This is a genomic window from Acerihabitans arboris (assembly GCF_010131535.1).
In the GTDB taxonomy this organism is placed as follows: Bacteria; Pseudomonadota; Gammaproteobacteria; order Enterobacterales; family Enterobacteriaceae; genus Acerihabitans; species Acerihabitans arboris.
Genome location: NZ_WUBS01000011.1, coordinates 25211 through 46914 on the forward strand (window position 1 = coordinate 25211; position 21704 = coordinate 46914).

Annotated in this window: 19 protein-coding genes and 1 other RNA gene; 8 read left to right on the top strand and 12 right to left on the bottom strand. The window is 58.2% G+C overall.

Features of this window, described 5'->3' with window-relative positions:
* Positions 1–15: 15 nt before the first annotated feature.
* The 5 genes from gcvT to GRH90_RS15610 all read right to left on the bottom strand — a co-directional run bounded on the left by gcvT (position 16) and on the right by GRH90_RS15610 (position 5853).
* Entirely contained in the window at positions 16–1113 is a 1098-nt protein-coding gene (gene gcvT, locus GRH90_RS15590; protein WP_162366886.1) for a glycine cleavage system aminomethyltransferase GcvT, read from the bottom strand.
* Positions 1114–1467: 354 nt separating this feature from the next.
* Positions 1468–2682, bottom strand: a complete 1215-nt coding sequence (gene ubiI, locus GRH90_RS15595; protein ID WP_162366887.1) for an FAD-dependent 2-octaprenylphenol hydroxylase — start codon at positions 2680–2682, stop codon at positions 1468–1470.
* Between the two features lie 17 nt (positions 2683–2699).
* Complete coding sequence (ubiH, locus tag GRH90_RS15600; protein ID WP_162366888.1) at positions 2700–3878, bottom strand: 2-octaprenyl-6-methoxyphenyl hydroxylase; 1179 nt, start codon at positions 3876–3878, stop codon at positions 2700–2702.
* Positions 3879–3881: 3 nt separating this feature from the next.
* Positions 3882–5195, bottom strand: coding sequence for a Xaa-Pro aminopeptidase (gene pepP / locus GRH90_RS15605; RefSeq protein ID WP_162366889.1), 1314 nt, complete (start codon positions 5193–5195; stop codon positions 3882–3884).
* Between the two features lie 76 nt (positions 5196–5271).
* Entirely contained in the window at positions 5272–5853 is a 582-nt protein-coding gene (locus tag GRH90_RS15610) for a YecA/YgfB family protein (RefSeq protein WP_162366890.1), read from the bottom strand.
* Between the two features lie 213 nt (positions 5854–6066).
* Between GRH90_RS15610 and zapA the strand changes: the two genes are divergently transcribed.
* From zapA to GRH90_RS15625, 3 genes are all read left to right on the top strand, one after another.
* Positions 6067–6396, top strand: coding sequence for a cell division protein ZapA (gene zapA / locus GRH90_RS15615; protein WP_162366891.1), 330 nt, complete (start codon positions 6067–6069; stop codon positions 6394–6396).
* Positions 6397–6438: 42 nt separating this feature from the next.
* Positions 6439–6622, top strand: a non-coding RNA gene (gene ssrS, locus GRH90_RS15620) — 6S RNA.
* Between the two features lie 155 nt (positions 6623–6777).
* Positions 6778–7377 carry a 5-formyltetrahydrofolate cyclo-ligase gene (locus tag GRH90_RS15625; RefSeq protein WP_162366892.1) on the top strand — a complete coding sequence of 200 codons (600 nt, stop codon included), beginning with the start codon at positions 6778–6780 and terminating at the stop codon, positions 7375–7377.
* Between the two features lie 146 nt (positions 7378–7523).
* Here the strand turns inward: GRH90_RS15625 and serA are convergent, their stop codons facing one another.
* Positions 7524–8756: a phosphoglycerate dehydrogenase gene (serA, locus tag GRH90_RS15630; RefSeq protein ID WP_162366893.1), complete on the bottom strand. Its 1233-nt coding sequence runs from the start codon at positions 8754–8756 to the stop codon at positions 7524–7526.
* 310 nt (positions 8757–9066) lie between these two features.
* Complete coding sequence (gene rpiA / locus GRH90_RS15635; protein WP_162366894.1) at positions 9067–9723, bottom strand: ribose-5-phosphate isomerase RpiA; 657 nt, start codon at positions 9721–9723, stop codon at positions 9067–9069.
* 234 nt (positions 9724–9957) lie between these two features.
* Between rpiA and GRH90_RS15640 the strand changes: the two genes are divergently transcribed.
* A complete protein-coding gene (locus GRH90_RS15640) occupies positions 9958–10851 on the top strand; it encodes a LysR family transcriptional regulator ArgP (protein WP_162366895.1) in 894 nt (297 codons plus the stop codon).
* A gap of 55 nt (positions 10852–10906) precedes the next feature.
* On the opposite strand, the gene GRH90_RS15645 is transcribed toward GRH90_RS15640, so the two are convergent.
* The 5 genes from GRH90_RS15645 to pgk all read right to left on the bottom strand — a co-directional run bounded on the left by GRH90_RS15645 (position 10907) and on the right by pgk (position 16075).
* Positions 10907–11632, bottom strand: a complete 726-nt coding sequence (locus tag GRH90_RS15645; RefSeq protein ID WP_162366896.1) for an oxidative stress defense protein — start codon at positions 11630–11632, stop codon at positions 10907–10909.
* A gap of 193 nt (positions 11633–11825) precedes the next feature.
* Positions 11826–12455, bottom strand: coding sequence for a LysE family transporter (locus GRH90_RS15650; protein ID WP_178113175.1), 630 nt, complete (start codon positions 12453–12455; stop codon positions 11826–11828).
* Between the two features lie 150 nt (positions 12456–12605).
* Positions 12606–13514 (bottom strand): small-conductance mechanosensitive channel MscS, encoded by a 909-nt coding sequence (mscS, locus tag GRH90_RS15655; RefSeq protein WP_162366898.1) that lies wholly within the window; start codon positions 13512–13514, stop codon positions 12606–12608.
* A gap of 204 nt (positions 13515–13718) precedes the next feature.
* The gene (gene fbaA, locus GRH90_RS15660) at positions 13719–14795 is read right to left on the bottom strand and encodes a class II fructose-bisphosphate aldolase (RefSeq protein WP_162366899.1); all 1077 of its coding nucleotides are present in this window, start codon (positions 14793–14795) and stop codon (positions 13719–13721) included.
* A 116-nt stretch (positions 14796–14911) separates the two neighbouring features.
* On the bottom strand, positions 14912–16075 hold the full coding sequence (gene pgk / locus GRH90_RS15665) for a phosphoglycerate kinase (RefSeq protein ID WP_162366900.1): 1164 nt from the start codon (positions 16073–16075) through the stop codon (positions 14912–14914).
* Positions 16076–17617: 1542 nt separating this feature from the next.
* On the opposite strand from pgk, the gene tssB reads away from it, so the two are divergent.
* Genes tssB through tssL form a run of 4 tightly spaced genes read left to right on the top strand, consistent with a single transcriptional unit; the run spans position 17618 to position 21702 of the window.
* Positions 17618–18118: a type VI secretion system contractile sheath small subunit gene (gene tssB, locus GRH90_RS15670; protein WP_162366901.1), complete on the top strand. Its 501-nt coding sequence runs from the start codon at positions 17618–17620 to the stop codon at positions 18116–18118.
* Positions 18119–18150: 32 nt separating this feature from the next.
* On the top strand, positions 18151–19698 hold the full coding sequence (gene tssC / locus GRH90_RS15675) for a type VI secretion system contractile sheath large subunit (RefSeq protein ID WP_162366902.1): 1548 nt from the start codon (positions 18151–18153) through the stop codon (positions 19696–19698).
* Positions 19699–19714: 16 nt separating this feature from the next.
* A complete protein-coding gene (tssK, locus tag GRH90_RS15680; RefSeq protein ID WP_162366903.1) occupies positions 19715–21052 on the top strand; it encodes a type VI secretion system baseplate subunit TssK in 1338 nt (445 codons plus the stop codon).
* Entirely contained in the window at positions 21049–21702 is a 654-nt protein-coding gene (gene tssL, locus GRH90_RS15685) for a type VI secretion system protein TssL, short form (protein ID WP_162366904.1), read from the top strand. The genes tssK and tssL overlap by 4 nt, the downstream gene beginning before the upstream one ends.
* Positions 21703–21704: the final 2 nt, after the last annotated feature.

Below are 21704 nucleotides of genomic sequence, written 5' to 3' on the forward strand. Positions count from 1 at the left end.
CTCTTGCAAAGTTAATTATTGAACGACCGGTTTACCGGCGCGTACAAAACCAGGTTTGGTGACCTTAACCGGCATCTCGCGGTTACGGATTAATACAATGGCGTGCTCGCCGATACCGGCGGGCACGCGGGCCAGGGCAATGCTGAAACCTAAGGTGGGCGAGAACGAACCGCTGGTTATCACGCCCGTTTTCATATTACCGTCGGCATCGGTAAAGTGCACCGTCAGGTCGTTGCGCAGCACCCCTTTTTCGGTCATCACCAGGCCGACCAGTTGGTCGGTGCCGGCGCGGCGCTGGGCTTCAAGCGCCTCGCGGCCGATAAAATCGCGATCTTCCGGCTGCCAGGTGATGGTCCAGCCCATATTGGCGGCCAGCGGCGAGATGCGCTCATCCATTTCCTGGCCGTACAGGTTCATGCCGGCCTCCAGGCGCAGCGTATCGCGCGCGCCCAGGCCGCAGGGTTTCACGCCCGCCGCCAGCAGTTTTTGCCAGAAGGCTTCCGCCTCGGTTTTCGGCAACGCAATCTCAAACCCCGCCTCGCCGGTATAACCGGTGGTGGCAATAAACAGCTCGCCCGACTGTACGCCAAAGAAAGGTTTCATCCCGGCCACCGCCGCCTGTTGCGCCGGCGTGAACAACGTGCGCGCCTTTTCCTGGGCCTGCGGCCCCTGGACGGCAATCAGCGCCAGGTCGTCGCGCACCTGGACCGACACGTTGTAAGGCGCCGCATGGTCGGTAACCCAGGTCACGTCCTTTTCGCGGGTGGCGGAGTTCACCACCAGGCGGAAATAGGTTTCATCCAGGAAATAGACAATCAGATCGTCGATAACGCCGCCGGACGCGTTCAACATGCCGCTGTAGAGCGCCTTGCCGGGCACGATGAGCTTGGCCACGTCATTGGCCAGCAGGTAGCGCAGGTATTCACGAACTCGGGGCCCTTTCAAATCGATGATGGTCATGTGGGACACATCAAACATGCCCGCGTCGCGGCGCACCTGGTGATGCTCCTCCAGCTGGGAGCCATAGTGCAGCGGCATCATCCAACCGTGGAAATCCACCATTTTAGCGCCGCACGCAATGTGCTGTTCATATAGCGATGTCAGCTGGGCCATCTCGTCCTCTTTGTGGTCAAATCAGGAGCAATCAAATTGAATGTTACGTCACGCCGCTCTTATTGAACCCTCGGCGCAAACGATACCTTTTGCCAGAAGTTACCACTGAATCCCGGGGGAAACCATAAATTAAATTATCCTGCCGGGGGCGATGGTCGCGGGAAAGGGAGCGGTGCCGATCAGCACGTTATACTGGCAAATAGCGTTATACGGCGCACAAACGACAAAGGCGCGCCGGCAAAAGCAAAATATGATAACAAAAAACCCTGACTTTGGTCGGGGGAAAAATATTTTTTACCGATGTCGGATTAGAAAATATAATGCAAATTATCAGGTTAAATTAGATTATTTCAATCAAACGCCGCCCTGCTCCAGCCACTCGGGCAGATCGTTAAGTCCCATCGCCTGGCGGATTAAACGGGGCTTGACGCCGGGTACCGTATCGGCCAGCCGGAGCCCGGCATCGCGTACCCATTTTTTCAGCGGATGATTACCGTCGAACAACTGCCGGAATCCCTGCATGCCGGCCAGCATCACGGCGGCGCTGTGCTTGCGGCGGCGCTCATAGCGGCGCAGGTAGGGATGATGGCCGATATCCTTGCCGGCCTGCTGTAGCCTGCGCAGCTCCGACAGCAGTTCGGCCACGTCCATAAAGCCCAGGTTTACCCCCTGCCCGGCCAGCGGGTGGACGGTGTGGGCCGCATCCCCCACCAATACCAGTCGGTGCGCGGCGAAATCCCGTGCATAACGGGCGGTCAGGGGGAAGGTTAACCGTTCGCTTTGCAACTCGCATAAGCCCAGGACCAGGTTGAAATGCGCGGCCAGTCGCGCGTTGAACTCGGCCGGCGCCTGCGCCTGATGCCGTTGTGCCGCGTCCGGCGGCAGGGACCAGACGATGGAGCACAGATGCGGATCGCCCAGCGGCAGGAATGCCAGGATGCCGTCGCCATGAAACGCCTGGCGCGCAATGCCGCCGTGCGGGAGTTCGGTGCGAATGGTGGCCACCAGGGCGTGATGCTGGTAATCCCAGAAGGTCAGCGGGATATCGGCATAGCGGCGCAGCCAGGAGTTGGCGCCGTCCGCGCCCACCACCAGCCGGGCGGTAAGCATCCGGTCGTCGTCCAGGGTAATAAACGCCTCGTTTTCGCCCCAGGCGATCTGGCGCGGCGCGGCCGGGCAAAGCAGCGTCACATCGGACGACCCCGCGGCCCGGCGCCACAGCGCCTGGTGCATGACCGGGTTCTCGACGATATGACCCAGATGCGCGTAGCCCAGCTGTTGCCCGTCGAAGGCGATATTGCCGAAACTGTCGTTGTCCCAGACCTGCATGCCCTGATAGGGATTGGCGCGCAGCGCGACGATATCGTCCCAGGCTCCCACATGCTCCAGCAGGCGCTGGCTGGCGGCATTGATGGCCGACACCCGCAGCGCCGGGCGGTCGGCCGGCGAAACCGGCTCCGGCGCCTGTTGTTCCAGCACGGCAATCCGCATGCCGCTGCCCTGGAGCCCGCAGGCCAGCGCCAGGCCTACCATGCCGCCGCCGTTGATGACCACGTCGAATGCTTGCATAACAGTTATATCCTTAGTTAACGTATCACCCAGCCTAACGTTTGCCGCGCCAGCGCGTCGCGCAGCACCGACGAGGAGGCCATGGTGGCAAGGCCGAGATTGCGCGCGACCACCAGCGGAAGATGCCGGTTGGCAAACAGATGGATCAAGCCGTCGGTAATGCCCACGGTGCCGGCCTGATCGGGCAAACGGCGCCGCTGGTAGCGCTGCAGGGTGGCATAAGCGCCCGGATCCTCGCCCCGCGCCAGGGCGGCGGCCAGGATTTCCGCCAGCGTCATCACGTCGCGCAGCCCCAGGTTGAACCCCTGGCCGGCAATCGGATGCAGGGTCTGCGCCGCATTGCCCACCAGCGCCAGCCGGTGGCTGATATGGCGCGTGGCGGTACGCAGCTGCAACGAATAACCATGCCGTTGCCCGCAGGCGGTGATACGTCCGAGCTGCCAGCCGAACGCGGTTTGCAGCGCATCGATAAACCGGGCGTCGCTCCAGTCGGTTATTTCATGCCGCCGGGACTGCGGCAGGCACCATACCAGCGAGCTGCGGCCCTGCGACATAGGCAGCATGGCCAGCGGCCCATGCTCCGTAAAGCGCTCATAGGCGCGGCCCTGATGGGCTATGGCGGTGGTGACATTGGCGATAATCGCCATCTGCCCGTAGTCTTCCTGGCGCCACTGGATATCGCAATGGCGCGCCGCCAGGGAGTGGGAGCCGTCCGCCGCCACCAGCAGCGAGCCGGCCAGCCGCGCGCCGTTATCAAGCGTCACCTGGATATCGTCCTGCCGGCGGGTAATATCCCGAAGCATGGCGGGACAATGCAGCCTCACCCCGGGGGCCTGGCGCAGCAGGGCGAACAACCGCTGCCCCGCGTCATGCAATTCCACCACATAACCCAGCGCGGGCACGCGGTAATCGCGCGCCTCCAGCCGTACCTTGCCCGCGTGGCCGCGATCGCTGACCTCCACCCGGGCGATGGGCGTGGCGCAGGACATCAGCGAAGGCCAGACGCCGATGGCGGTCAGCTGCCGGCAGGTGCCCTGGGCCAGGGCGATGGCGCGCGCGTCGTAACCCGGGTGCCGGCGGCTTTCAGGCGCGGCGGCCTCCACCAGATCGATATCGAGCCGCCCGCCGGTCATATGGGATAAGGCCAGGGCCAGCGTGGCGCCGGCCATGCCGCCGCCGATAATAATCACCGACATAGGCTAGCGCGCCGCCGCCATCAGCGCTTCAATGGCATCCGGGTCCTTGACCACCGAATCGGTGAGATTCTCGTTGCCCTGTTCGGTGATAACGATATTGTCCTCGATGCGGATGCCGATGCCGCGATACTGCGGCGGCACGTCCGCGTCCATGGCGATATAGATGCCCGGCTCGATGGTCAGCACCATGCCCGGTTCCAGGATCCTGCCCCGCTCCGGGGCGCCGTAATCGCCGACGTCATGCACATCCAGGCCCAGCCAATGGCTTAAGCCGTGCATAAAGAACTGCCGGTGGGCCTGGGCGGCGATCAGCCCGGCCACCTCGCCCTTCAGTACGCCCAATGCCACCAGCCCGGCCACCATGATCCGCACCGCCTGTTCGTTGACCTCGCGGATGCTGGTGCCGGGCCGGTATAGCTCAAGGGATTTATCCAGCATGGCCAGCACGATGTCGTACACCGCCCGCTGTTCGGGACTGAAGGTGCCGTTCACCGGAAAGGTGCGGGTAATGTCGCCCGCATAACCCCGGTATTCACAGCCGGCGTCGATCAGCACCAGATCGCCGTCGCGCATCCGCGCCTCGTTTTCGGTGTAGTGCAGGATGCAGCCGTTTTCGCCGCTGCCGACGATGGTATTGTAGGAGGGATAGCGGGCGCCGTGCCGGTTGAACTCATGCAGGATTTCGCCTTCAAGCTGGTATTCATACTGGCCCGGACGGCAGGTTTGCATGGCGCGGGCATGCCCGAGCGCGGTGATTTCACCGGCGCGGCGCATCACCGCCAGTTCTTCCGCCGATTTAAACAGACGCAGGTCATGCACCCACGGACGCCAGTCGGTAATGGTGCCGGGCGCGCGCAAATGCTGACGGTAGCCGCGACGCAGGGTATCAAGGGCGTTAAATACCAGGGTATCGGCAAAGGCATATTCACCCTGGGCGTGGTACACCACATCCAGGCCGTTCAGCAGCAGATGCAGTTGATGCCCGATCTCGCCCCAGGGCAAGGCCCGGTCCACGCCCAGCCTGGCGGGCGCCGCTTCCTGGCCCAGGCGGCGGCCGAACCAGGTTTCCGCGCCGGGATCGCGCACCCGGTTAAACAGCACGCTGTGGTAGTGGGTCGCGTCGCTTTTGATCAGTATCAGCGCCGCCTCGGGCTCGTTGAAACCGGTGAAATACCAGAAGTCGCTGTTCTGACGATAAGGATATTCACTGTCGGCGTTACGTGTCGCCTCCGGCGCGGCAAAAATCACGGCGGCGCTGGCCGGAGCCATTTTCGCCAGCAATGCCTGACGACGGCGTAAATATTCTTGTGGTGTCATCACTTTCCCCTGCGTGATCATGCTAAAAAACATTCATCGGATTGCCGTGCCGGTTGCGCTGACCCTGTTACGCTATTCAGTGCAGCGTCGGTTTCGGCTTTTCCAACGGGTCGGGCTGTTCCGGATGGGTAAATCCATTATGGCAAAGAATCGCGGCCATACGCACGTATTCGACGACCTCCTCCAGCGACTGCGCCAGCTCTTCCTGATCTTCATCTTCGTCATAACCGAGCTGGCCGATATTGCGCAGGTCGTCGATGGCTTCCTTCAGTTCGCCTTTGATCTTATCGAGCTGCGGCTGCATCACGCCCAGTCCCAGCAGGAAATGGTTCACCCAGCCGGCCAGCGCGTCCACGCGTTCAAACACCGTGGAGCGATCGTCGTCGGGCAGCATCAGCTGGAACATAAACTCCTCGTCGTCGAGCGAGTGCGCGGTGGCTTCGTGCAGTTGGCGCAGCGGGTCGGCCAGGGTTTGCGAAAAGGCCATACCTTCGTTGGTCAGCTCATGCACCAGGGTCTGCCAGCTGTGATCTTTATTGCCGCCGCACAGCATGCCGCTTATCAAACCATGCATTTCCGCCGGTGTCAGCGCCACGGCCTGCTGGTTCAGCAGTTGGTTGAGGTTTTCGTAGTCCGGAAAGGTATTTTGTATAGACATGCGCTTTCATCGTCGTTGGCAGGATAAGTTCGTGTTATGCTACCACCAAGGTCCGTAGCTATACCAGAAAGGGCGTGTATCTTCTGTTTTATATGGATTCTTCTGTTTGATATAGCGCATGGATATAGAGTATAGTTGCGCCCGCTCTGCGCTCCCGCAATGGTGAAACGGGGGTGTCCGGGCGTCGGCGCGGTAACAAAGCAGGAAGGTGGTATGTCCGCACAACCGGTAGATATTCAAATTTTTGGCCGCACGTTAAGGGTAAATTGCCCGCCGGAACAACAAGAAGCGTTGAACCTGGCGGCGGATGACCTTAATCAACGGTTGCAAGATCTTAAAGTTCGCACTAGAGTCACCAATACAGAACAGCTTGTTTTTATCGCGGCGCTGAACGTTTGCCACGAACTGGCGCAGGAAAGAGTTAAAACGCGTGATTACGCCGCCAACATGGAACAGCGTATCCGGTTACTGCAGCAGACGATTGAGCAGGCACTGGTAGAACAGGGCCGGATCTCCGAGCGACCAGGTACGCAGTTCGAGTAACGATAGCCGCCGGGAGTGAGTCTCGCGGAACAAGAATACAAAATTTCTCTGAGGTGTTCGCCAGCGGGCCCGTCCCCTGAGCCGATAATTTTTACCACAAGAATGTGGCGATCTGTAACTGGTGCGCAAGCTCGGCTCGTCCGAGAAGCCTTAAGGTTATAACGCTGCGTTCACCTTGAACCATGGGTTCAAGGGTTACAGCCTGCGGCGGCATCTCGGAGATCCATTCAAAGCGTAGTGTCGGCTTGCGCCTTAAGCCGACGTGCGTGTAGCGCCTGCAGAACGTCGTGCAGCTTGTGTTAAGCCCCCTGTTTTCATACCCTCGCTGTGACTTTATGACATACTTGCCAGCATCCTTTTAAAGCATACCCTTAATCATCCATGCCCCAGTCACCCGAACTCTCGCTCCAGCGGCAGACTATCCGCAACCATATCCGTCGGCAACGACGCGCGCTGGACGTAAGCCAACAGGCCGCCGCCGCCGCCGCGCTGGCGCAGCGCCTGCTGGCCGACCCCCGCATCACCGCCGCCGACAGCCTGGCTCTGTTCCTGTCCTTTGACGGCGAGCTGGATACCCGCCCGCTGGTCGAGGCGCTTTGGCAGCGCAATAAACGCGTCTATCTGCCGGCGCTGCATCCGTTCAGCCCGGGTCATCTGTTGTTCCTGCGCTATGAGGCCGATACGCCGCTGGTGGTTAACCGGCTGCATATCAGCGAGCCGCGATTAGACGTGACCCGACTGCTGCCGTTGGCGCGTCTGGATATCCTGTTTACCCCGCTGGTGGCCTTTGACGCACGGGGCCAGCGCCTGGGCATGGGCGGCGGTTTTTACGACCGCACCCTTCGGCACTGGCGGCGCGACGCCGGCTTCTATCCCATCGGCCTGGCCCACGATTGCCAGCAGGTGGACGCCATACCGGTCGAGCCTTGGGATATCCCGCTGCCTGAAATTTTCACCCCGTCGCGGCACTGGCGCTGGTAAAAAGGGCCGGCCGGCCTTAGCCACGGATTTCAGCCGGCAAATCGGGATGTTTATCCGGCACGCGCAGGATCCAACCGCATCAGAATGCAAAAAAACCCGGCACCAGGGCCGGGTTGGGCTTAACCGCGCGCTAAGCGCCGTTGATGTCAGTACAGCAAACGGGCGCGGATAGTGCCGGGTATCGCCTTCAGCAATTGCAGGGCGGTGTTTTCGGCATCGGTTTCCACATCAATCACCACATAACCGATTTCGGGGGTGGTTTGCAGATACTGGGCGGCGATATTGATGCTTTGCTCGGCAAATATCTGGTTGATGCGGGTCAGGATGCCGGGACGGTTTTCATGGATATGCAATAAACGGCTGACGCGATCGCCATGTTCCGGTAACGATACCTCCGGGAAATTCACCGCCGACAGGGTGGAACCGTTATCGGAGTATTTGGCCAGCTTGCCCGCCACTTCCACGCCGATATTTTCCTGCGCTTCCTCGGTTGACCCGCCGATATGCGGCGTCAGGATCACGTTATCGAACTCGCACAGCGGCGAGGTAAAGGGATCGCTGTTGGTCGCCGGCTCTTCCGGGAACACGTCGACGGCGGCGCCGGCCACGTGTTTACTGGCCAGGGCATCGCACAGGGCCGGAATATCCACCACCGTGCCGCGCGAGGCGTTGATAAACAGCCCGCCCGGCTTCATGTGGCCGAATTCCGCCTTGCCCATCATATTGCGGGTGGACCGGGTATCGGGCACATGCAGGGAGACCACATCGCTCATATTCAGCAATTCCGGCAGCGAATCCACCTGGCGCGCGTTGCCCAGCGACAGCTTGCTCTCGATATCATAATAAAACACCTGCATGCCCAGGCCTTCCGCCAGGATACTCAATTGGGTGCCGATATGGCCGTAGCCGATAATGCCCAGCTTCTTGCCGCGGGCTTCGTAGCTGCCCCGCGCCTGCTTGTTCCACTGGCCGCGATGGGCCTTGGCGTTGGCTTCGGGCACGCCGCGGATCATCAGCAGCATCTCGCCGAGCACCAATTCAGCCACCGAGCGGGTATTGGAGAAAGGCGCATTGAATACCGGAACACCTCTTTTCAGCGCGGCTTTCAAATCAACCTGGTTGGTGCCGATACAGAAGCAGCCGACCGAGACGAGTTTCTCCGCCGCGGCAAAGACGTCTTCCGTCAGGTTGGTGCGGGATCGAATGCCGACAAAATGCGCATCGCGGATGGATGCTTTGAGTGCCGCGGAATCCAATGCGCCTTTATGATATTCAATATTGGTATAACCGGCGCGTTTCAGGTTATCCACCGCGCTCTGATGAACACCTTCAACCAACAAAAATTTGATCTTATCTTTTTCCAGCGATACTTTTGCCATTTCCCGACCCTTTGTGAAACTTCAGATGCGACTGCAACACACAGCACCCGGACAAAATAACAAAAATTACCGTGGCGGCAACCGGGCTCCCGGCCCCGCCGACAGCATAAGACGCAACCATAAGCGATTGCTATGGATAAATCCTCTGGCCTGGCGATTAAGCGTCACATTTATAACAGGCGTATGGCTTAAATGTGACATTTATCACTGAATTTCATTAGCGGCGATAAAAGATGCTATGTAAATAAAATTAACATCCGCCGGCACGGGCTGTAGCGGCGGCAAAAGCTCCGCCGCTACAGCCGGCGTTTTACTCGATAACCTTAACGCCCTCGGCGGTGCCGATCAGCGCCACATCCGCGCCGCGCCGGGCAAACAGGCCTACGGTCACCACGCCGGGCAGGCTGTTGATTTTGTCCTCCAGCGCCACCGCGTCCAGAATGCGTAAATTACGCACGTCGAGGATAATATTACCGTTATCGGTCACCACGCCCTGGCGATATTCCGGCAAACCGCCCAGCTTCACCAGCTCGCGCGCCACATAGGAGCGCGCCATCGGGATCACCTCCACCGGCAGGGGAAAATCACCCAGCACGTCCACCTGTTTGGAGCCATCGACGATACAGATGAATTTGCGCGCCACCGCCGCGATGATCTTTTCGCGCGTCAGGGCCGCGCCGCCGCCCTTGATCATCTGCATCTGGCCGTTGATTTCATCGGCGCCGTCGACGTAGATGTCCAGCACGTCGACGCTGTTCAAATCCAGCAGCGGAATGCCGAGGCTTTTAAGCCTGGCCGACGACGCGTCCGAACTGGACACCGCCCCTTCGATTTGATGCCTGATGCTGCCGAGGGCATCGATAAAATGCGCGGCGGTGGATCCGGTGCCCACCCCGACAATCGTGCCCGGTTGGACATATTTCAGCGCCGACCAGCCAACCGCCTTTTTCAATTCATCCTGCGTCATAAATAGCTAAGCCTTTGGATACGGAGAGTTGGCGGTATTATAAAACAATATCACCCCCGATGGCGTGAATTCCGCCACAACCCGCCGCCGCCCCTATACCCTCGCCTGGCGCGGGTGAAATTTTGCACCCGCGCCAGGGCAATTCTATGGCATAGTAAAACCGGCGCAGAGTGAAAGCCGGCTACAGAAAAGTACATGCATAGTGCAAAGATATATCGACGCAGGGGATAAAGAATGAAACGCCCGGATTATCGGACGCTGCAGGCGCTCGACGCCGTAATTCGTGAACGAGGTTTTGAACGTGCCGCGCAGAAATTGTGCATTACCCAGTCCGCGGTATCGCAACGAATAAAACAATTGGAAAACCTGTTCGGCCAGCCGCTGCTGGTGCGTACCATTCCCCCCCGTCCGACCGAGCAAGGGCAAAAGCTGCTGGCCTTGCTGCATCAGGTGGAACTGCTGGAGGATGAATGGCTGGGCACCGACAACGGCAGCGACACGCCGCTGCTGCTGTCGCTGGCGGTAAACGCCGATAGCCTGGCGACCTGGCTGCTGCCGGCGCTGAAACCGGTGCTAACCGACTCCCCCATCCGCCTCAACCTGCAGGTGGAGGACGAAACCCGCACCCAGGAAAGATTAAGGCGCGGCGAAGTGGTGGGCGCGGTCAGTATCCAGCCCCAGCCGCTGCCGAGCTGCCTGGTGGATCAGTTGGGCGCCCTCGATTATCTGTTCGTGGCGTCCCAACCCTTTGCCGATCGTTATTTTCCCAACGGCGTGACCCGCAGCGCGCTGCTCAAAGCGCCGGCGGTGGCGTTTGACCATCTGGACGATATGCACCAGGCATTTTTGCAGCAGAATTTTGACCTGCCGCCGGGCAGCGTGCCCTGCCATATCGTCAATTCCTCGGAGGCCTTTGTGCAGCTTGCGCGCCAGGGCACCACCTGCTGCATGATCCCACATCTGCAAATTGAACGTGAGCTGGCGATAGGCGAGCTGATTGACCTGACGCCGGGCCTCTACCAGCGCCGCATGCTGTTCTGGCATCGTTTCGCGCCGGAGAGCCGCATGATGCGCAAGGTGACCGACGCCCTGCTATCCCACGGCCGGAAGGTATTGCGCCAGGCCTGAGGGTCGCACGGCGCCGATGCGCCCCAGGACGGGACGCCTCGTTAAGGTTGGCGGCTTAAGGCTGGCGTTGGAGCTCGAATACCACATCCACCTGATCGTCGAAATGGATGGTCTGCTGCACATAAGTCTGGGCGGCATCGGTTTGCGACATGGCGTCGTTGGTTTTAAACATGCGCGCCACCGGCACCGGCTGATAGTTGGCCACATGGTAACGGATGCTGAAAATCGGTCCCAGGGTGGCTTTAAAGCCTTCGGCCAGCGAACGGGCCTGCGCGGTGGCGTTTTCAATCGCCTTGTTGCGCGCCCGATCCCGGAAAGCATCCGGATTGGCGACGCCCAGTTCCACCGAGCGGATTTCATTCAGGCCCGATTTCAGCGCGCCGTCCAGCAGCTCATTGAGCTTATCGAGCTGGCGCAGCGTGACCTGCACCTGACGTACGGCGCGATATCCTTTCAGCACCGACTCGCCGGTTTTCAAAAAGTCGTATTCGGGCTGAGTACGCAAATTGGCGGCGTCGATATCTTTATTTTCGATACCGTTTTTATTCAGGAAATCAAAATATTGCGCCACGCGCGCGTCCACCTGCCTTTTGGCGTCGGCGGCGTCTTTCGATGAAATCGATACTTCGATGCTCAGGGTGGCGATATCCGGCGTGGCCTCGACGCTTGACGTACCCGAGGTGATCACGTGCGGCCCGGCGGGAAGCTCGGCGGCCTGCGCCTGGGTCGCAAACGATCCTAATCCCAACAGGGTGGTGAACAGCAATGCTTTGACCTTCATGACGTCTCCTGTGCGACAAAATCCACTGCAAATAAAAGAAAGCACCGCATATGATTACGGATTTTCATCTAAAAACAATACCCTTTGCGCTTATTTACCGTTACGTGGTTTTCGGCCCCCAGCATAGACGTTGCCGCTGCGTTAAAATATAGGATAAATTCTCAATAACCGGATGCATCGGTTTGACCGGAGACTAAGCCGCCGCCGCAAAAAACATATTCCAGGCCCGGCGCGCCAGCTGCAGCGCCACCAGCCACATCACCACGCCGACAAACAAGTGTATCCACCGCTGCACCCGGCTGCGGTTCAGCCAGGGCGCCAGGCGCGCCGACAGCACGGCCAGGCCGTAGAACCATACCAGCGAGGCTCCCATCGTGCCGCCGGCAAACCAGCGCCGCGCCAGCGGCTCCAGCTGGCCGCCGATGCTGCCCAGCACCACCAGCGTATCCAGGTAAACATGGGGATTGAGCCAGGTCACCGCCAGCATGGTAATAACAATGCGTCGTCGCGACGGGCGTAAGCCCGCGCCCTGGACGCTCGTACCCCCCGTCCCTGCCCCGCTCCAGGCGCTTCTCAGCGCGCAAAAACCATAGGCCGCAAGAAACGCCGCGCCCGCCAGGGTCACCGCCTGCAGCAACACCTCCGAGCGCGACAGCAGCGCGCTGCTGCCAAACACCCCGGCCATGATCAGCACCATATCGCTTAACAGGCACAGGGTGGCAATCAGCAAATGATACTGCCCCCGTATGCCCTGGTTCATCACCAGGATATTTTGCGGACCGAGGGGAACAATGGTCGCCATGCCCAACGCAAAGCCTTGCATAAAAATGACTAACACGCTGCTTACCTGCCTGTCTTTAGAGAAAGTAGCGCTAGTGTAATCAGAAGCAGATATCAGTTGAAATGGAATAAACTAATATTGCATTAGCGGTGCTTATAATCTTATGGGCCTAGGATCAGCAGGTACGCAAGCCTACTGCGGCGCGGGCGCTGCCAGCGGCTTCTTATCAGCGTCGTCTGCCGGACAGGCTTTGGGTTTGGCGGTGCGATACATGTGCACATCCATTTGCGGGTAAGGAATGCCAATCCCGTGCTCATCCAGCACGCGTTTAAAGCTTTCCAGCAAATCGAAGGTGGCGTTTTGCAGCGTATCCCGCGGCACCCAGGCGCGCACCATAAAATCCATCGACGAGGCGCCCAGGGCGTTCAGGCGCACGGTAATGCCCTTGTCCTGCAGCACGCGGCTGTCGGCGGCGATAATATCGGTCAGCAGGGTTTTCACCTGTTCGATATCGGCGTCGTAGCTGACGCTGATGATCAAATCGATCAGCCGGTTCGGTTCCCGGGAGAAGTTGGTAATATTGCCCGATAAGATCTTGCTGTTGGGCACCACGATCATTTTACCGTCGAAGGTGCGCAGCGTGGTGGAAAAAATCTGCACCACCAGCACCGTGCCGGCGGTGCCGGCGAAATCGACATACTCCCCGGCGCGAAAGTGCCGAAAGGTCACCAGCAGGACCCCGGCGGCAAAGTTGGACAGCGATCCTTGCAACGCCAGGCCTATTGCCAGGCCGGCGGCGCCGATAACCGCAATCACCGAGGCGGTCTGCACGCCGATGCGTCCCAGTGCCGCGATAATGGTAAAAATAACGATACCGTAACGGACGATGGCGGAAAGAAAGTCCGCCACGGTGATATCGATATGGCGCGCTTTCATCACTTTATTGAGGGTACGCGAGATCACGCCCGCGATCAGCATGCCGACAATCAGGATAATGATGGCGGCGACCATATTCACCGCGTAATGGATCAATAATTGCTGGTTATTGGCCAGCCAACTGCCGGCGTCATTGATTTTATCGACTACGTTTAGATCTTCCATTTAGGTCATCCCACTCTGGTGTATTGCAAAAAAAAACCTGCCGACCCTGACTTGCCGGCAACAACGGAGCCTTTTAAGCGTAACCAAAAATCGGGGCACTGCCAACCTAACTCAGGAACGCGGCCTGGAAAAAGCCCGCTTATCAAAATGTTAAAGGCCTCCAAACAGGAGGCCTTTGCAGACATAACGATAACGTGGGGGAAGTTACAGCACGTCTACCGCATTCAGCTCATGAAATGCCAGTTCCAGACGGGTAGCCATGGAGGCCTGCCCGGCACGCAGCCAGGCGCGCGGATCGTAGAATTTCTTGTTCGGCTTGTCTTCGCCTTCCGGGTTGCCCAGCTGGGTTTCCAGGTAGCCGGCATTTTTGTGGTAATACTTCAGGATGCCTTCCCAGGTTGCCCATTGGGTGTCGGTATCGATGTTCATCTTCACGACGCCGTAACCCACGGCTTCCTTGATCTCTTCAGGCGTGGAGCCAGAACCGCCGTGGAACACCAGGTTAAGGGAATTAGCCGGCAGGCCGAATTTTTCGGCAACGAATTTCTGCGAGTTATCGAGAATTTTCGGCGTAAGCTTAACGTTACCCGGCTTGTAAACACCATGCACGTTACCGAAAGCGGCGGCAATGGTGAAACGCGGGCTGATGGCGTTCAGCTTTTCATAAGCGTAAGCCACGTCTTCCGGCTGGGTATACAGGGCGGAGTTATCCAGATGGCTGTTGTCCACGCCGTCTTCTTCACCGCCGGTGCAACCCAGTTCGATTTCCAGCGTCATGTCCAGCTTCGCCATGCGGGTCAGGTACTTGCTGCTGATCTCGATATTTTCTTCCAGTGATTCCTCGGACAGGTCGATCATATGCGAGGAGAACAGCGGCTTACCGGTAGCGGCGTAGTGTTTTTCGCCAGCGTCCAGCAGGCCGTCAAGCCAAGGCAACAGTTTTTTGGCGCAATGGTCGGTATGCAGGATAACCGGCACGCCGTAATGTTCGGCCATATGATGGACATGCAGCGCGCCGGAGATAGCGCCGAGCACCGCGGCGGTCTGGCCTTCGGCCTTCAGGCCCTTGCCGGCGATAAACGCCGCGCCGCCGTTGGAGAACTGGACGATAATCGGCGCGCGCACTTTCGCGGCGGCTTCCAGCGCGGCGTTAATGGAGTCCGTGCCTACGCAGTTAACGGCAGGCAGGGCAAAGTGGTTTTCCTTCGCCACGGCAAATACTTTCTGTACGTCGTCACCGGTGATAACACCTGGTTTTACAAAATCAAAAATCTTAGACATATTGCTTTGTCCTGTTTTGTAGGCCATTGATGGAGGGAGTCAAATACCGTTGCCTTAGCCTGCGTTCGCAACGATGTTTGCGGGCGCGTTACCACCGCGCCCGGCTCGCTAATGATTTATTGTTTTGCGCGCTCTTCAAGCATAACCACGGCCGGCAGTTTCTTGCCTTCCACGAACTCAAGGAACGCGCCGCCGCCGGTGGAAATATAAGAAATCTTGTCGGCAATGCCAAACAGGTCGATGGCGGCCAGAGTGTCGCCGCCGCCGGCAATGGAGAAGGCTTCGCTGTCGGCAATGGCGTTGGCCACGATTTCGGTGCCTTTGCGGAAGTTAGGGAACTCGAACACCCCCACCGGGCCGTTCCACAAAATGGTCTTGGCTTTTTTCAGGATATCGGCCAACTGCTGCGCGGACACATCGCCCAAATCCAGCACCTGTTCGTTATCTTTGATTTCACTGGCGGATTTCAGGGTGGCCGGCGCGGTTTCCGAGAACTCGGTGGCGACGCGAACGTCGGTCGGGACCGGGATCTGGCAGGTTTGCAGCAGACGTTTCGCTTCAGGGATCAGGTCGGCTTCGTACAGGGATTTGCCCACGTTGTGGCCCTGGGCGGCGATAAAGGTATTGGCGATGCCGCCGCCGACGATCAGCTGATCGGCAATCTTGGACAGGGAGTCCAGCACCGTCAGCTTAGTGGACACCTTGGAGCCGCCGACGATGGCCACCATCGGGCGCGCCGGGTTGCCCAGGGCTTTGCCCAGCGCTTCAAGTTCGTTGGACAGCAGCGGCCCGGCGCAGGCGATCGGCGCAAATTTGCCGACGCCATGGGTGGATGCCTGGGCGCGGTGCGCGGTGCCGAAGGCGTCCATCACATAGATGTCGCATAACGCGGCGTATTTTTTCGCCAGGGTTTCGTCGTCTTTCTTTTCGCCTTTGTTGAAGCGGACGTTTTCCAACACCACCAGTTCGCCCGGTTTAACTTCCAGCCCGTCCAGGTAATCCTTGGCCAGACGTACCGGCGAGGACATGTGTTCCTTTAGGTAATTGACTACCGGCAGCAAAGAATATTCTTCGTTATACTCGCCTTCGGTCGGACGACCAAGATGGGACGTCACCATGACGCTCGCGCCTTGTTTCAGGGCGGCTTCAATGGTGGGCAGGGACGCGCGGATACGCGCGTCGGACGTGACTTTCCCGTCTTTAACCGGAACGTTCAGATCTGAACGGATAAGCACACGTTTACCAGCCAGATCCAGATCGGTCATCTTAATTACAGCCATGGTGAACCCTCTTGTTGATTCTTGGAAAATTGCCTGAACGGCGGGAGACGCCTCGCCACCCGCCGGCCTAGAAGCCGCTTACGGTCTTCGCCTTCCGGGAGAGCCTCTCCATTGGCGGAGCCGTGTGTCTATTTATGTTATGTTCCGCCCTTGTTTCATAACCGTTATTTCTAACATATCGGCCTGGGGGAATCGTTGCGCGTCGTGCTCACGTGCCCCGTTGATGGCCGCCGTCCGTCTGGACGGGCGAGGATAAGGTTGAAAAGCGGTCATGATTGTAGAGCATGTTATACAGTCAACTATACCACGAAATGCGTCCCATGCCGCTTTTTGCGATAATTCCGCGCCGGCCGGCGGCCGCTAAACCGGGCCGCAAACCCTGGGCCGCGCGGGATGCGGCAGCATAGGCGCCAGATGTTTCAGACGGTGATCCATTTTGGCGAAACGGCGTGCGGCACCGTTAACTGAAACGCTTCAGCTAGAATAATCAAAAATACAATACCGCGGAATAATTTTGCTGAAAATGTGACGAAGATCCGCTTTGGCGCGCTAAACAGGTGATTATTTGCGCATTAGGGTAAAAAAAATCAGAATTACCCCACCAAACGGCCTGGGGCGCCAGCCAATCCATGGCGGCGAACAACCCTTGTTGCCTGGCAAGGCCAGGCCGGTGCCTGACATCGGCACCCTTGACGCTTAGTGAAACCAGCACCTGCCCGCCGTCGGTCAAACGCGGCCCGCGCTGATATCCAGACGCAGGCGGCGCATCCGGTTGACCGATCGCCGATGAAAGCGGAGTGGCGGCGTCCTCTTACGGTATGGTAAAAACCTAAGGTTGATTCATAAGATCATTCAAATTTAAAACAGGCGACCTGGCAAATTTACCTGGTTAAAAGCCACGGGGAATAAGCCTGTAAAATATCATCATATCAAATCATACCACCTCACATGTCTGTCAATTCATATAAAAAAATGAAATAAGTCTTATAGGCTAATCTTTTGCTCGCGTACGCAGTCCCCATAATATTTTTTATTGATGCCACCCAAAGCTTTAGTATTTCCAACGGATCATTAAGGAATTAGTTTATTTAACGAAAGACTCATCTTGCGTATTTATGGAACTTGATTATGGATAATTTATTTTTAAAGACATCCGCATCTGTTTCAAACTTAATAAATCACTGAACTATACGGTAACCGCCGCTCTTCGCCTGTCAGCTCATCTTCACCACCTTACCGCAGATACCGCCAATGAATATCATTGAAGGTCATCAATAATATCCCTCTTTAAATAACAAATATCTCTGTATAAATAAAGCATATCAATTATTCACCCAGCTTTCATACGCTACCCTCAGGTAAAATAAAAAAACCATTCCATACCGACACTTAGTCATTAAGAATTATTAATTTATATTTCGTTTATAATCCGTTTAAGTAGCAATATAAACTTTTTATTACTATGAAGTCCATTTCTCCATACCCAGACAACCCACCGGCTATTCATAATTTTGCATTGTCTGCATTTTTAAAGGAGTGAACATGGCTGACCAGTCCTACCAAAACGAAATCCCCAAGGCGCGCGTTAATATAAAATTAGATTTACACACAGGCGGCGCGCGGAAAAAAGTTGAATTACCACTTAAATTATTGGTAGCCGGCGATTTCAGTAATGGCCGGGAAGAAAGGGCGTTATCCGAACGCGAGAAAATTAACGTCAATAAAAATAACTTTAATAGTGTCCTGACCGAATACTCCCCCGCGATAAGCCTTACCGTCCCTAATACCCTGGCGGGGGATGCCTGTGAAGAAAACGTGCGGCTTACCTTCAGGGATATGAGGGATTTTGAACCGGAGCAGGTCGCCCGTCAGATCCCGCAGCTTAAAGCCATGCTGGCCATGCGCAATTTACTGCGCGACCTCAAGTCCAACCTGCTGGATAACGTGACCTTCCGCAAAGAACTGGAGACCATTCTGAAAGATCCCGCCCTAAGCGATGAATTACGTAGCGAATTGTCTGCCCTGGGGCCGGAAAAGGCGTAATGCCGCCGTTATCAACGGATTAACATGAGACTATGCTGATGTCTGTTCAGAATGAAATTTCAACGGCCGGTGAGACCATCGTGCTGGAGCGCCCGGAAACGGGCAGTGTTTATACTTCCCTGTTCGAAAAGATTAACCTCAGCCCGGTAACGCGGTTAAGCGACCTGAATATCTGGCAGGACACGCAGGCGATGTCCGATGCCAGCGCCGACGAGCGCGTCACGGCGGCCATGCAGGTTTTCCTCGAGCGCCTGAAGCAGGCCGGTTCAACCGTGGATAAACTGGATAAAACCCTGCTTGATCACCACATCGCGGAGCTGGACTGGCAAATCAGCCGCCAGCTGGATGCGGTGATGCATCATGAGGGGTTCCAGAAAGTGGAATCCCTGTGGCGCGGCCTGAAATCCCTGGTGGATAAAACCGATTTTCGCCAGAACGTAAAGCTGGAAATCCTTGACGTCGCCAAGGAAGGCCTGCGCCAGGATTTTGAGGACGCGCCGGAAATCATTCAAAGCGGTTTATATCACCATACCTATATCCAGGAATACGACACGCCGGGCGGCGAGCCGATTGGCGCGGTAATTTCCGCTTATGAGTTCGACGCTTCCGCGCAAGACGTGGCGCTGCTGCGTAACATCTCAAAAGTCGCGGCCTGCGCGCATATGCCTTTTATCGGCTCCGTGGGACCGCAATTCTTCCTGAAGGACGCCATGGAAGAGGTCGCGGCAATCAAGGATATCGGTAACTATTTCGACCGGGCCGAATACATTAAGTGGAAATCTTTCCGCGCCAGCGACGACGCGCGCTACATCGGCCTGACGATGCCGCGCGTGCTGGGGCGTCTGCCTTATGGTCCGGACACGGTGCCGGTGCGCAGCTTTAACTATGTGGAAGAGGTGAAGGGACCGGACCACGGAAAATACCTCTGGACCAACGCGTCTTTTGCCTTCGCCGCCAATATGGTGCGCAGTTTCATCAGCAACGGCTGGTGCGTGCAGATCCGTGGCCCGCAGGCCGGCGGCGCCGTCACCGATCTGCCGATCCATCTTTTTGATCTCGGCACCGGCAATCAGATGAAGATCCCGTCGGAAGTGATGCTCCCCGAGACCCGTGAGTTCGAGTTCGCCAATCTGGGCTTTATCCCGCTTTCCTATTACAAAAACCGCGATTACGCCTGTTTCTTTTCCGCGAACTCCGCGCAAAGGCCGGCCCAGTACGATACCGCCGACGCGGCGGCCAATAGCCGCATCAATGCCCGCCTGCCGTACATTTTCCTGCTGTCGCGTATTGCGCATTACCTGAAGCTTATCCAGCGCGAAAATATCGGCACCACCAAGGACCGCCGGCTGCTGGAGCTGGAACTCAATACCTGGGTGCGCGGGCTGGTGACTGAAATGACCGATCCGGGCGACGAATTGCAGGCTTCCCATCCGCTGCGCGACGCAAAAGTCGTGGTGGAAGACATCGAGGACAACCCGGGGTTTTTCCGCGTCAAACTCTACGCCGTGCCGCATTTCCAGGTAGAAGGTATGGACGTTAGCCTTTCCCTGGTTTCCCAAATGCCGAAAGCGAAAGCATAAGACCATAGGAGCCGGGATGAATATTTATCGTCCTTTATGGACCGATGGGGCCTTTCTGGCCCCGCAGCAGTTCCAGCAACAGGCCCGCTGGGATGCCCACGTGGCCGATACCGTGGCCGCCATGGCGGTGGCCCATCCCTGGGGAGTGATCAGCGCGGAATTCGACCACGGCGCCCTGTCCCTATGCCGCCTCAATGCCACCCGCCTGGTGGTGCGTTTCCCTGACGGCACGCTGACGGATACGTCGCTGTCCGATAATCTGCCGCCGGCCTGTGACCTGTCGGATCTGTCCGGCCGCGACACTGTGGAGGTGGTGCTGGCGCTCCCGCTGCTGTCGGCCGGCGGCGGCAATCTGCAGGACGGCCGCGATAGCGAACGGCCCCGACGCTGGCAGCAGGAGTGGGTGACCGTACAGGAGCTGGCCGGTCATGAAACAACGGAGCTGGCGGTACTGCGCCACGCCCTATCCCTGCGCTTTGCCCATCAGGAGAACGGGTCCTGGCTGACCTGCCCGGTAATGCGTCTGGCGCGCGCCGGCCAGGGACAGTGGGCCGCGGATGACAGTTTCCTCCCGCCGTTACTTGCCCTATCGGCCAGCCCGCATCTGGTGCGTGGGCTGGGAGAACTGCTTCACCGCCTGCAGGCCAGGCGCCATCGGCTCATGGCGATGCGGCGGGAAAGCAATGAACGCATGGCGGACTTTGCCGTTGCGGATGTATCGCTGTTCTGGCTGCTCAGCGCGCTTAACAGCGCCGGGCCGGTGCTCGGCGAGCTGTGGCAAACGCCATCGCGCCATCCGGAAATGTTATACCGCGAGCTGGCAAGGCTGGCGGGCAGCCTGTTGACCTTCTCGCTTGAGCATCAGCCTGAAGATATCCCGGCCTATCAGCATCATAAACCTGAAGAGGTGTTCCCGCCGCTGTTCAGGCTGCTGGATGAACTGCTGGAGGCCAGCCTGCCGTCACGCGTGGTGGCGATTGAACTGGCCCGCGAGGGGCAGTTCTGGACCGGCGCCCTGCGCGATGCGCGCTTGCGCGAAGGCGCCGATTTTTATCTTTCCGTCCGCGCTTCCCTGTCGAACCCTCTGCTGCAGACCCAGTTCCCACTGCTTTGCAAGGCGGGAAGTCCGGAAGACGTCGCGGATGTGGTCAATGTGGCATTGAACGGCGTGGCGATAAGGCCGCTCTCCCATGTGCCGGCGGCCATTCCCCTGCGCCTGGAGAATCAGTATTTTGCGCTCGGCCTGGACGGCCCGGCCGCACAAGCCATGCTGGACGCCGGGCGATGCGCCTTTTATGTTCCCTCCTCCCTCGGTGAAATCCACCTCGAACTGTTTGCGGTACTGCGATCATGAATGAAAACGCCACGTCGTTGGTCGACCAGATATTTTATCCCGGCTGGCTGATGGTCAGCCAACTGCGTAACGGGCAGGAAATTACGGACGGCCAAATGCTCTATCGTCGCGCCTGTGACTGGATTGACAGCTGGCGCGGGCAGTTATCCGCTGCGGGCATCAGCGAGGCCAGCGCTGAACATATGCTGTACGCGATCTGCGCCCTGTTTGATGAAAGCGTGCTGAACCGCCACCAACAGGATAGCGGTTTCCACACGTGGCTGGCCAATCCGCTGCAGGCAAAATATTTCAGGATGCTGAACGCGGGTGAAGAACTGTGGGAGCGTATCCGCGCCGTGCTGCATGAACCGTCTCCGGACCCGGCGGTACTGGCCTGCTTTTACCGCGTGCTGCAGTTGGGTTTTACCGGTCGCTACCGCGAACGTGACGATGAACGCCTCGAAGACGTGATACAGGCGCTGGGCCGTCAGGTCGCCCCTTTTGCGCTGACCCAGGATGCCCCGCTGGTGTCGCGCGCCGGCCGGCTGCGCCCCGGGCGCCGGAGGTACTGGCTGTCCTGGGCGGCGGGTATCGTCATGCTGGCCGGGTTCTGGCTGGCGCTCTCGTCTTCGCTTGAACGGCTCGTCGCGCATATTACGGAGCTGCGCTAACG

Bases quoted from the DNA above. Each gene is read 5' to 3' on its own strand.
- zapA (WP_162366891.1), top strand. From the start codon at position 6,067: ATGTCCGCACAACCGGTAGATATTCAAATTTTTGGCCGCACGTTAAGG.
- GRH90_RS15610 (WP_162366890.1), bottom strand. From the start codon at position 5,853: ATGTCTATACAAAATACCTTTCCGGACTACGAAAACCTCAACCAACTG.
- mscS (WP_162366898.1), bottom strand. From the start codon at position 13,514: ATGGAAGATCTAAACGTAGTCGATAAAATCAATGACGCCGGCAGTTGG.
- pgk (WP_162366900.1), bottom strand. From the start codon at position 16,075: ATGGCTGTAATTAAGATGACCGATCTGGATCTGGCTGGTAAACGTGTG.
- fbaA (WP_162366899.1), bottom strand. From the start codon at position 14,795: ATGTCTAAGATTTTTGATTTTGTAAAACCAGGTGTTATCACCGGTGAC.
- tssK (WP_162366903.1), top strand. From the start codon at position 19,715: ATGAATATTTATCGTCCTTTATGGACCGATGGGGCCTTTCTGGCCCCG.
- tssC (WP_162366902.1), top strand. From the start codon at position 18,151: ATGCTGATGTCTGTTCAGAATGAAATTTCAACGGCCGGTGAGACCATC.
- ubiH (WP_162366888.1), bottom strand. From the start codon at position 3,878: ATGTCGGTGATTATTATCGGCGGCGGCATGGCCGGCGCCACGCTGGCC.
- gcvT (WP_162366886.1), bottom strand. From the start codon at position 1,113: ATGGCCCAGCTGACATCGCTATATGAACAGCACATTGCGTGCGGCGCT.
- pepP (WP_162366889.1), bottom strand. From the start codon at position 5,195: ATGACACCACAAGAATATTTACGCCGTCGTCAGGCATTGCTGGCGAAA.
- tssL (WP_162366904.1), top strand. From the start codon at position 21,049: ATGAATGAAAACGCCACGTCGTTGGTCGACCAGATATTTTATCCCGGC.
- GRH90_RS15625 (WP_162366892.1), top strand. From the start codon at position 6,778: ATGCCCCAGTCACCCGAACTCTCGCTCCAGCGGCAGACTATCCGCAAC.
- tssB (WP_162366901.1), top strand. From the start codon at position 17,618: ATGGCTGACCAGTCCTACCAAAACGAAATCCCCAAGGCGCGCGTTAAT.
- serA (WP_162366893.1), bottom strand. From the start codon at position 8,756: ATGGCAAAAGTATCGCTGGAAAAAGATAAGATCAAATTTTTGTTGGTT.
- ubiI (WP_162366887.1), bottom strand. From the start codon at position 2,682: ATGCAAGCATTCGACGTGGTCATCAACGGCGGCGGCATGGTAGGCCTG.
- rpiA (WP_162366894.1), bottom strand. From the start codon at position 9,723: ATGACGCAGGATGAATTGAAAAAGGCGGTTGGCTGGTCGGCGCTGAAA.
- GRH90_RS15645 (WP_162366896.1), bottom strand. From the start codon at position 11,632: ATGAAGGTCAAAGCATTGCTGTTCACCACCCTGTTGGGATTAGGATCG.
- GRH90_RS15640 (WP_162366895.1), top strand. From the start codon at position 9,958: ATGAAACGCCCGGATTATCGGACGCTGCAGGCGCTCGACGCCGTAATT.
- GRH90_RS15650 (WP_178113175.1), bottom strand. From the start codon at position 12,455: ATGCAAGGCTTTGCGTTGGGCATGGCGACCATTGTTCCCCTCGGTCCG.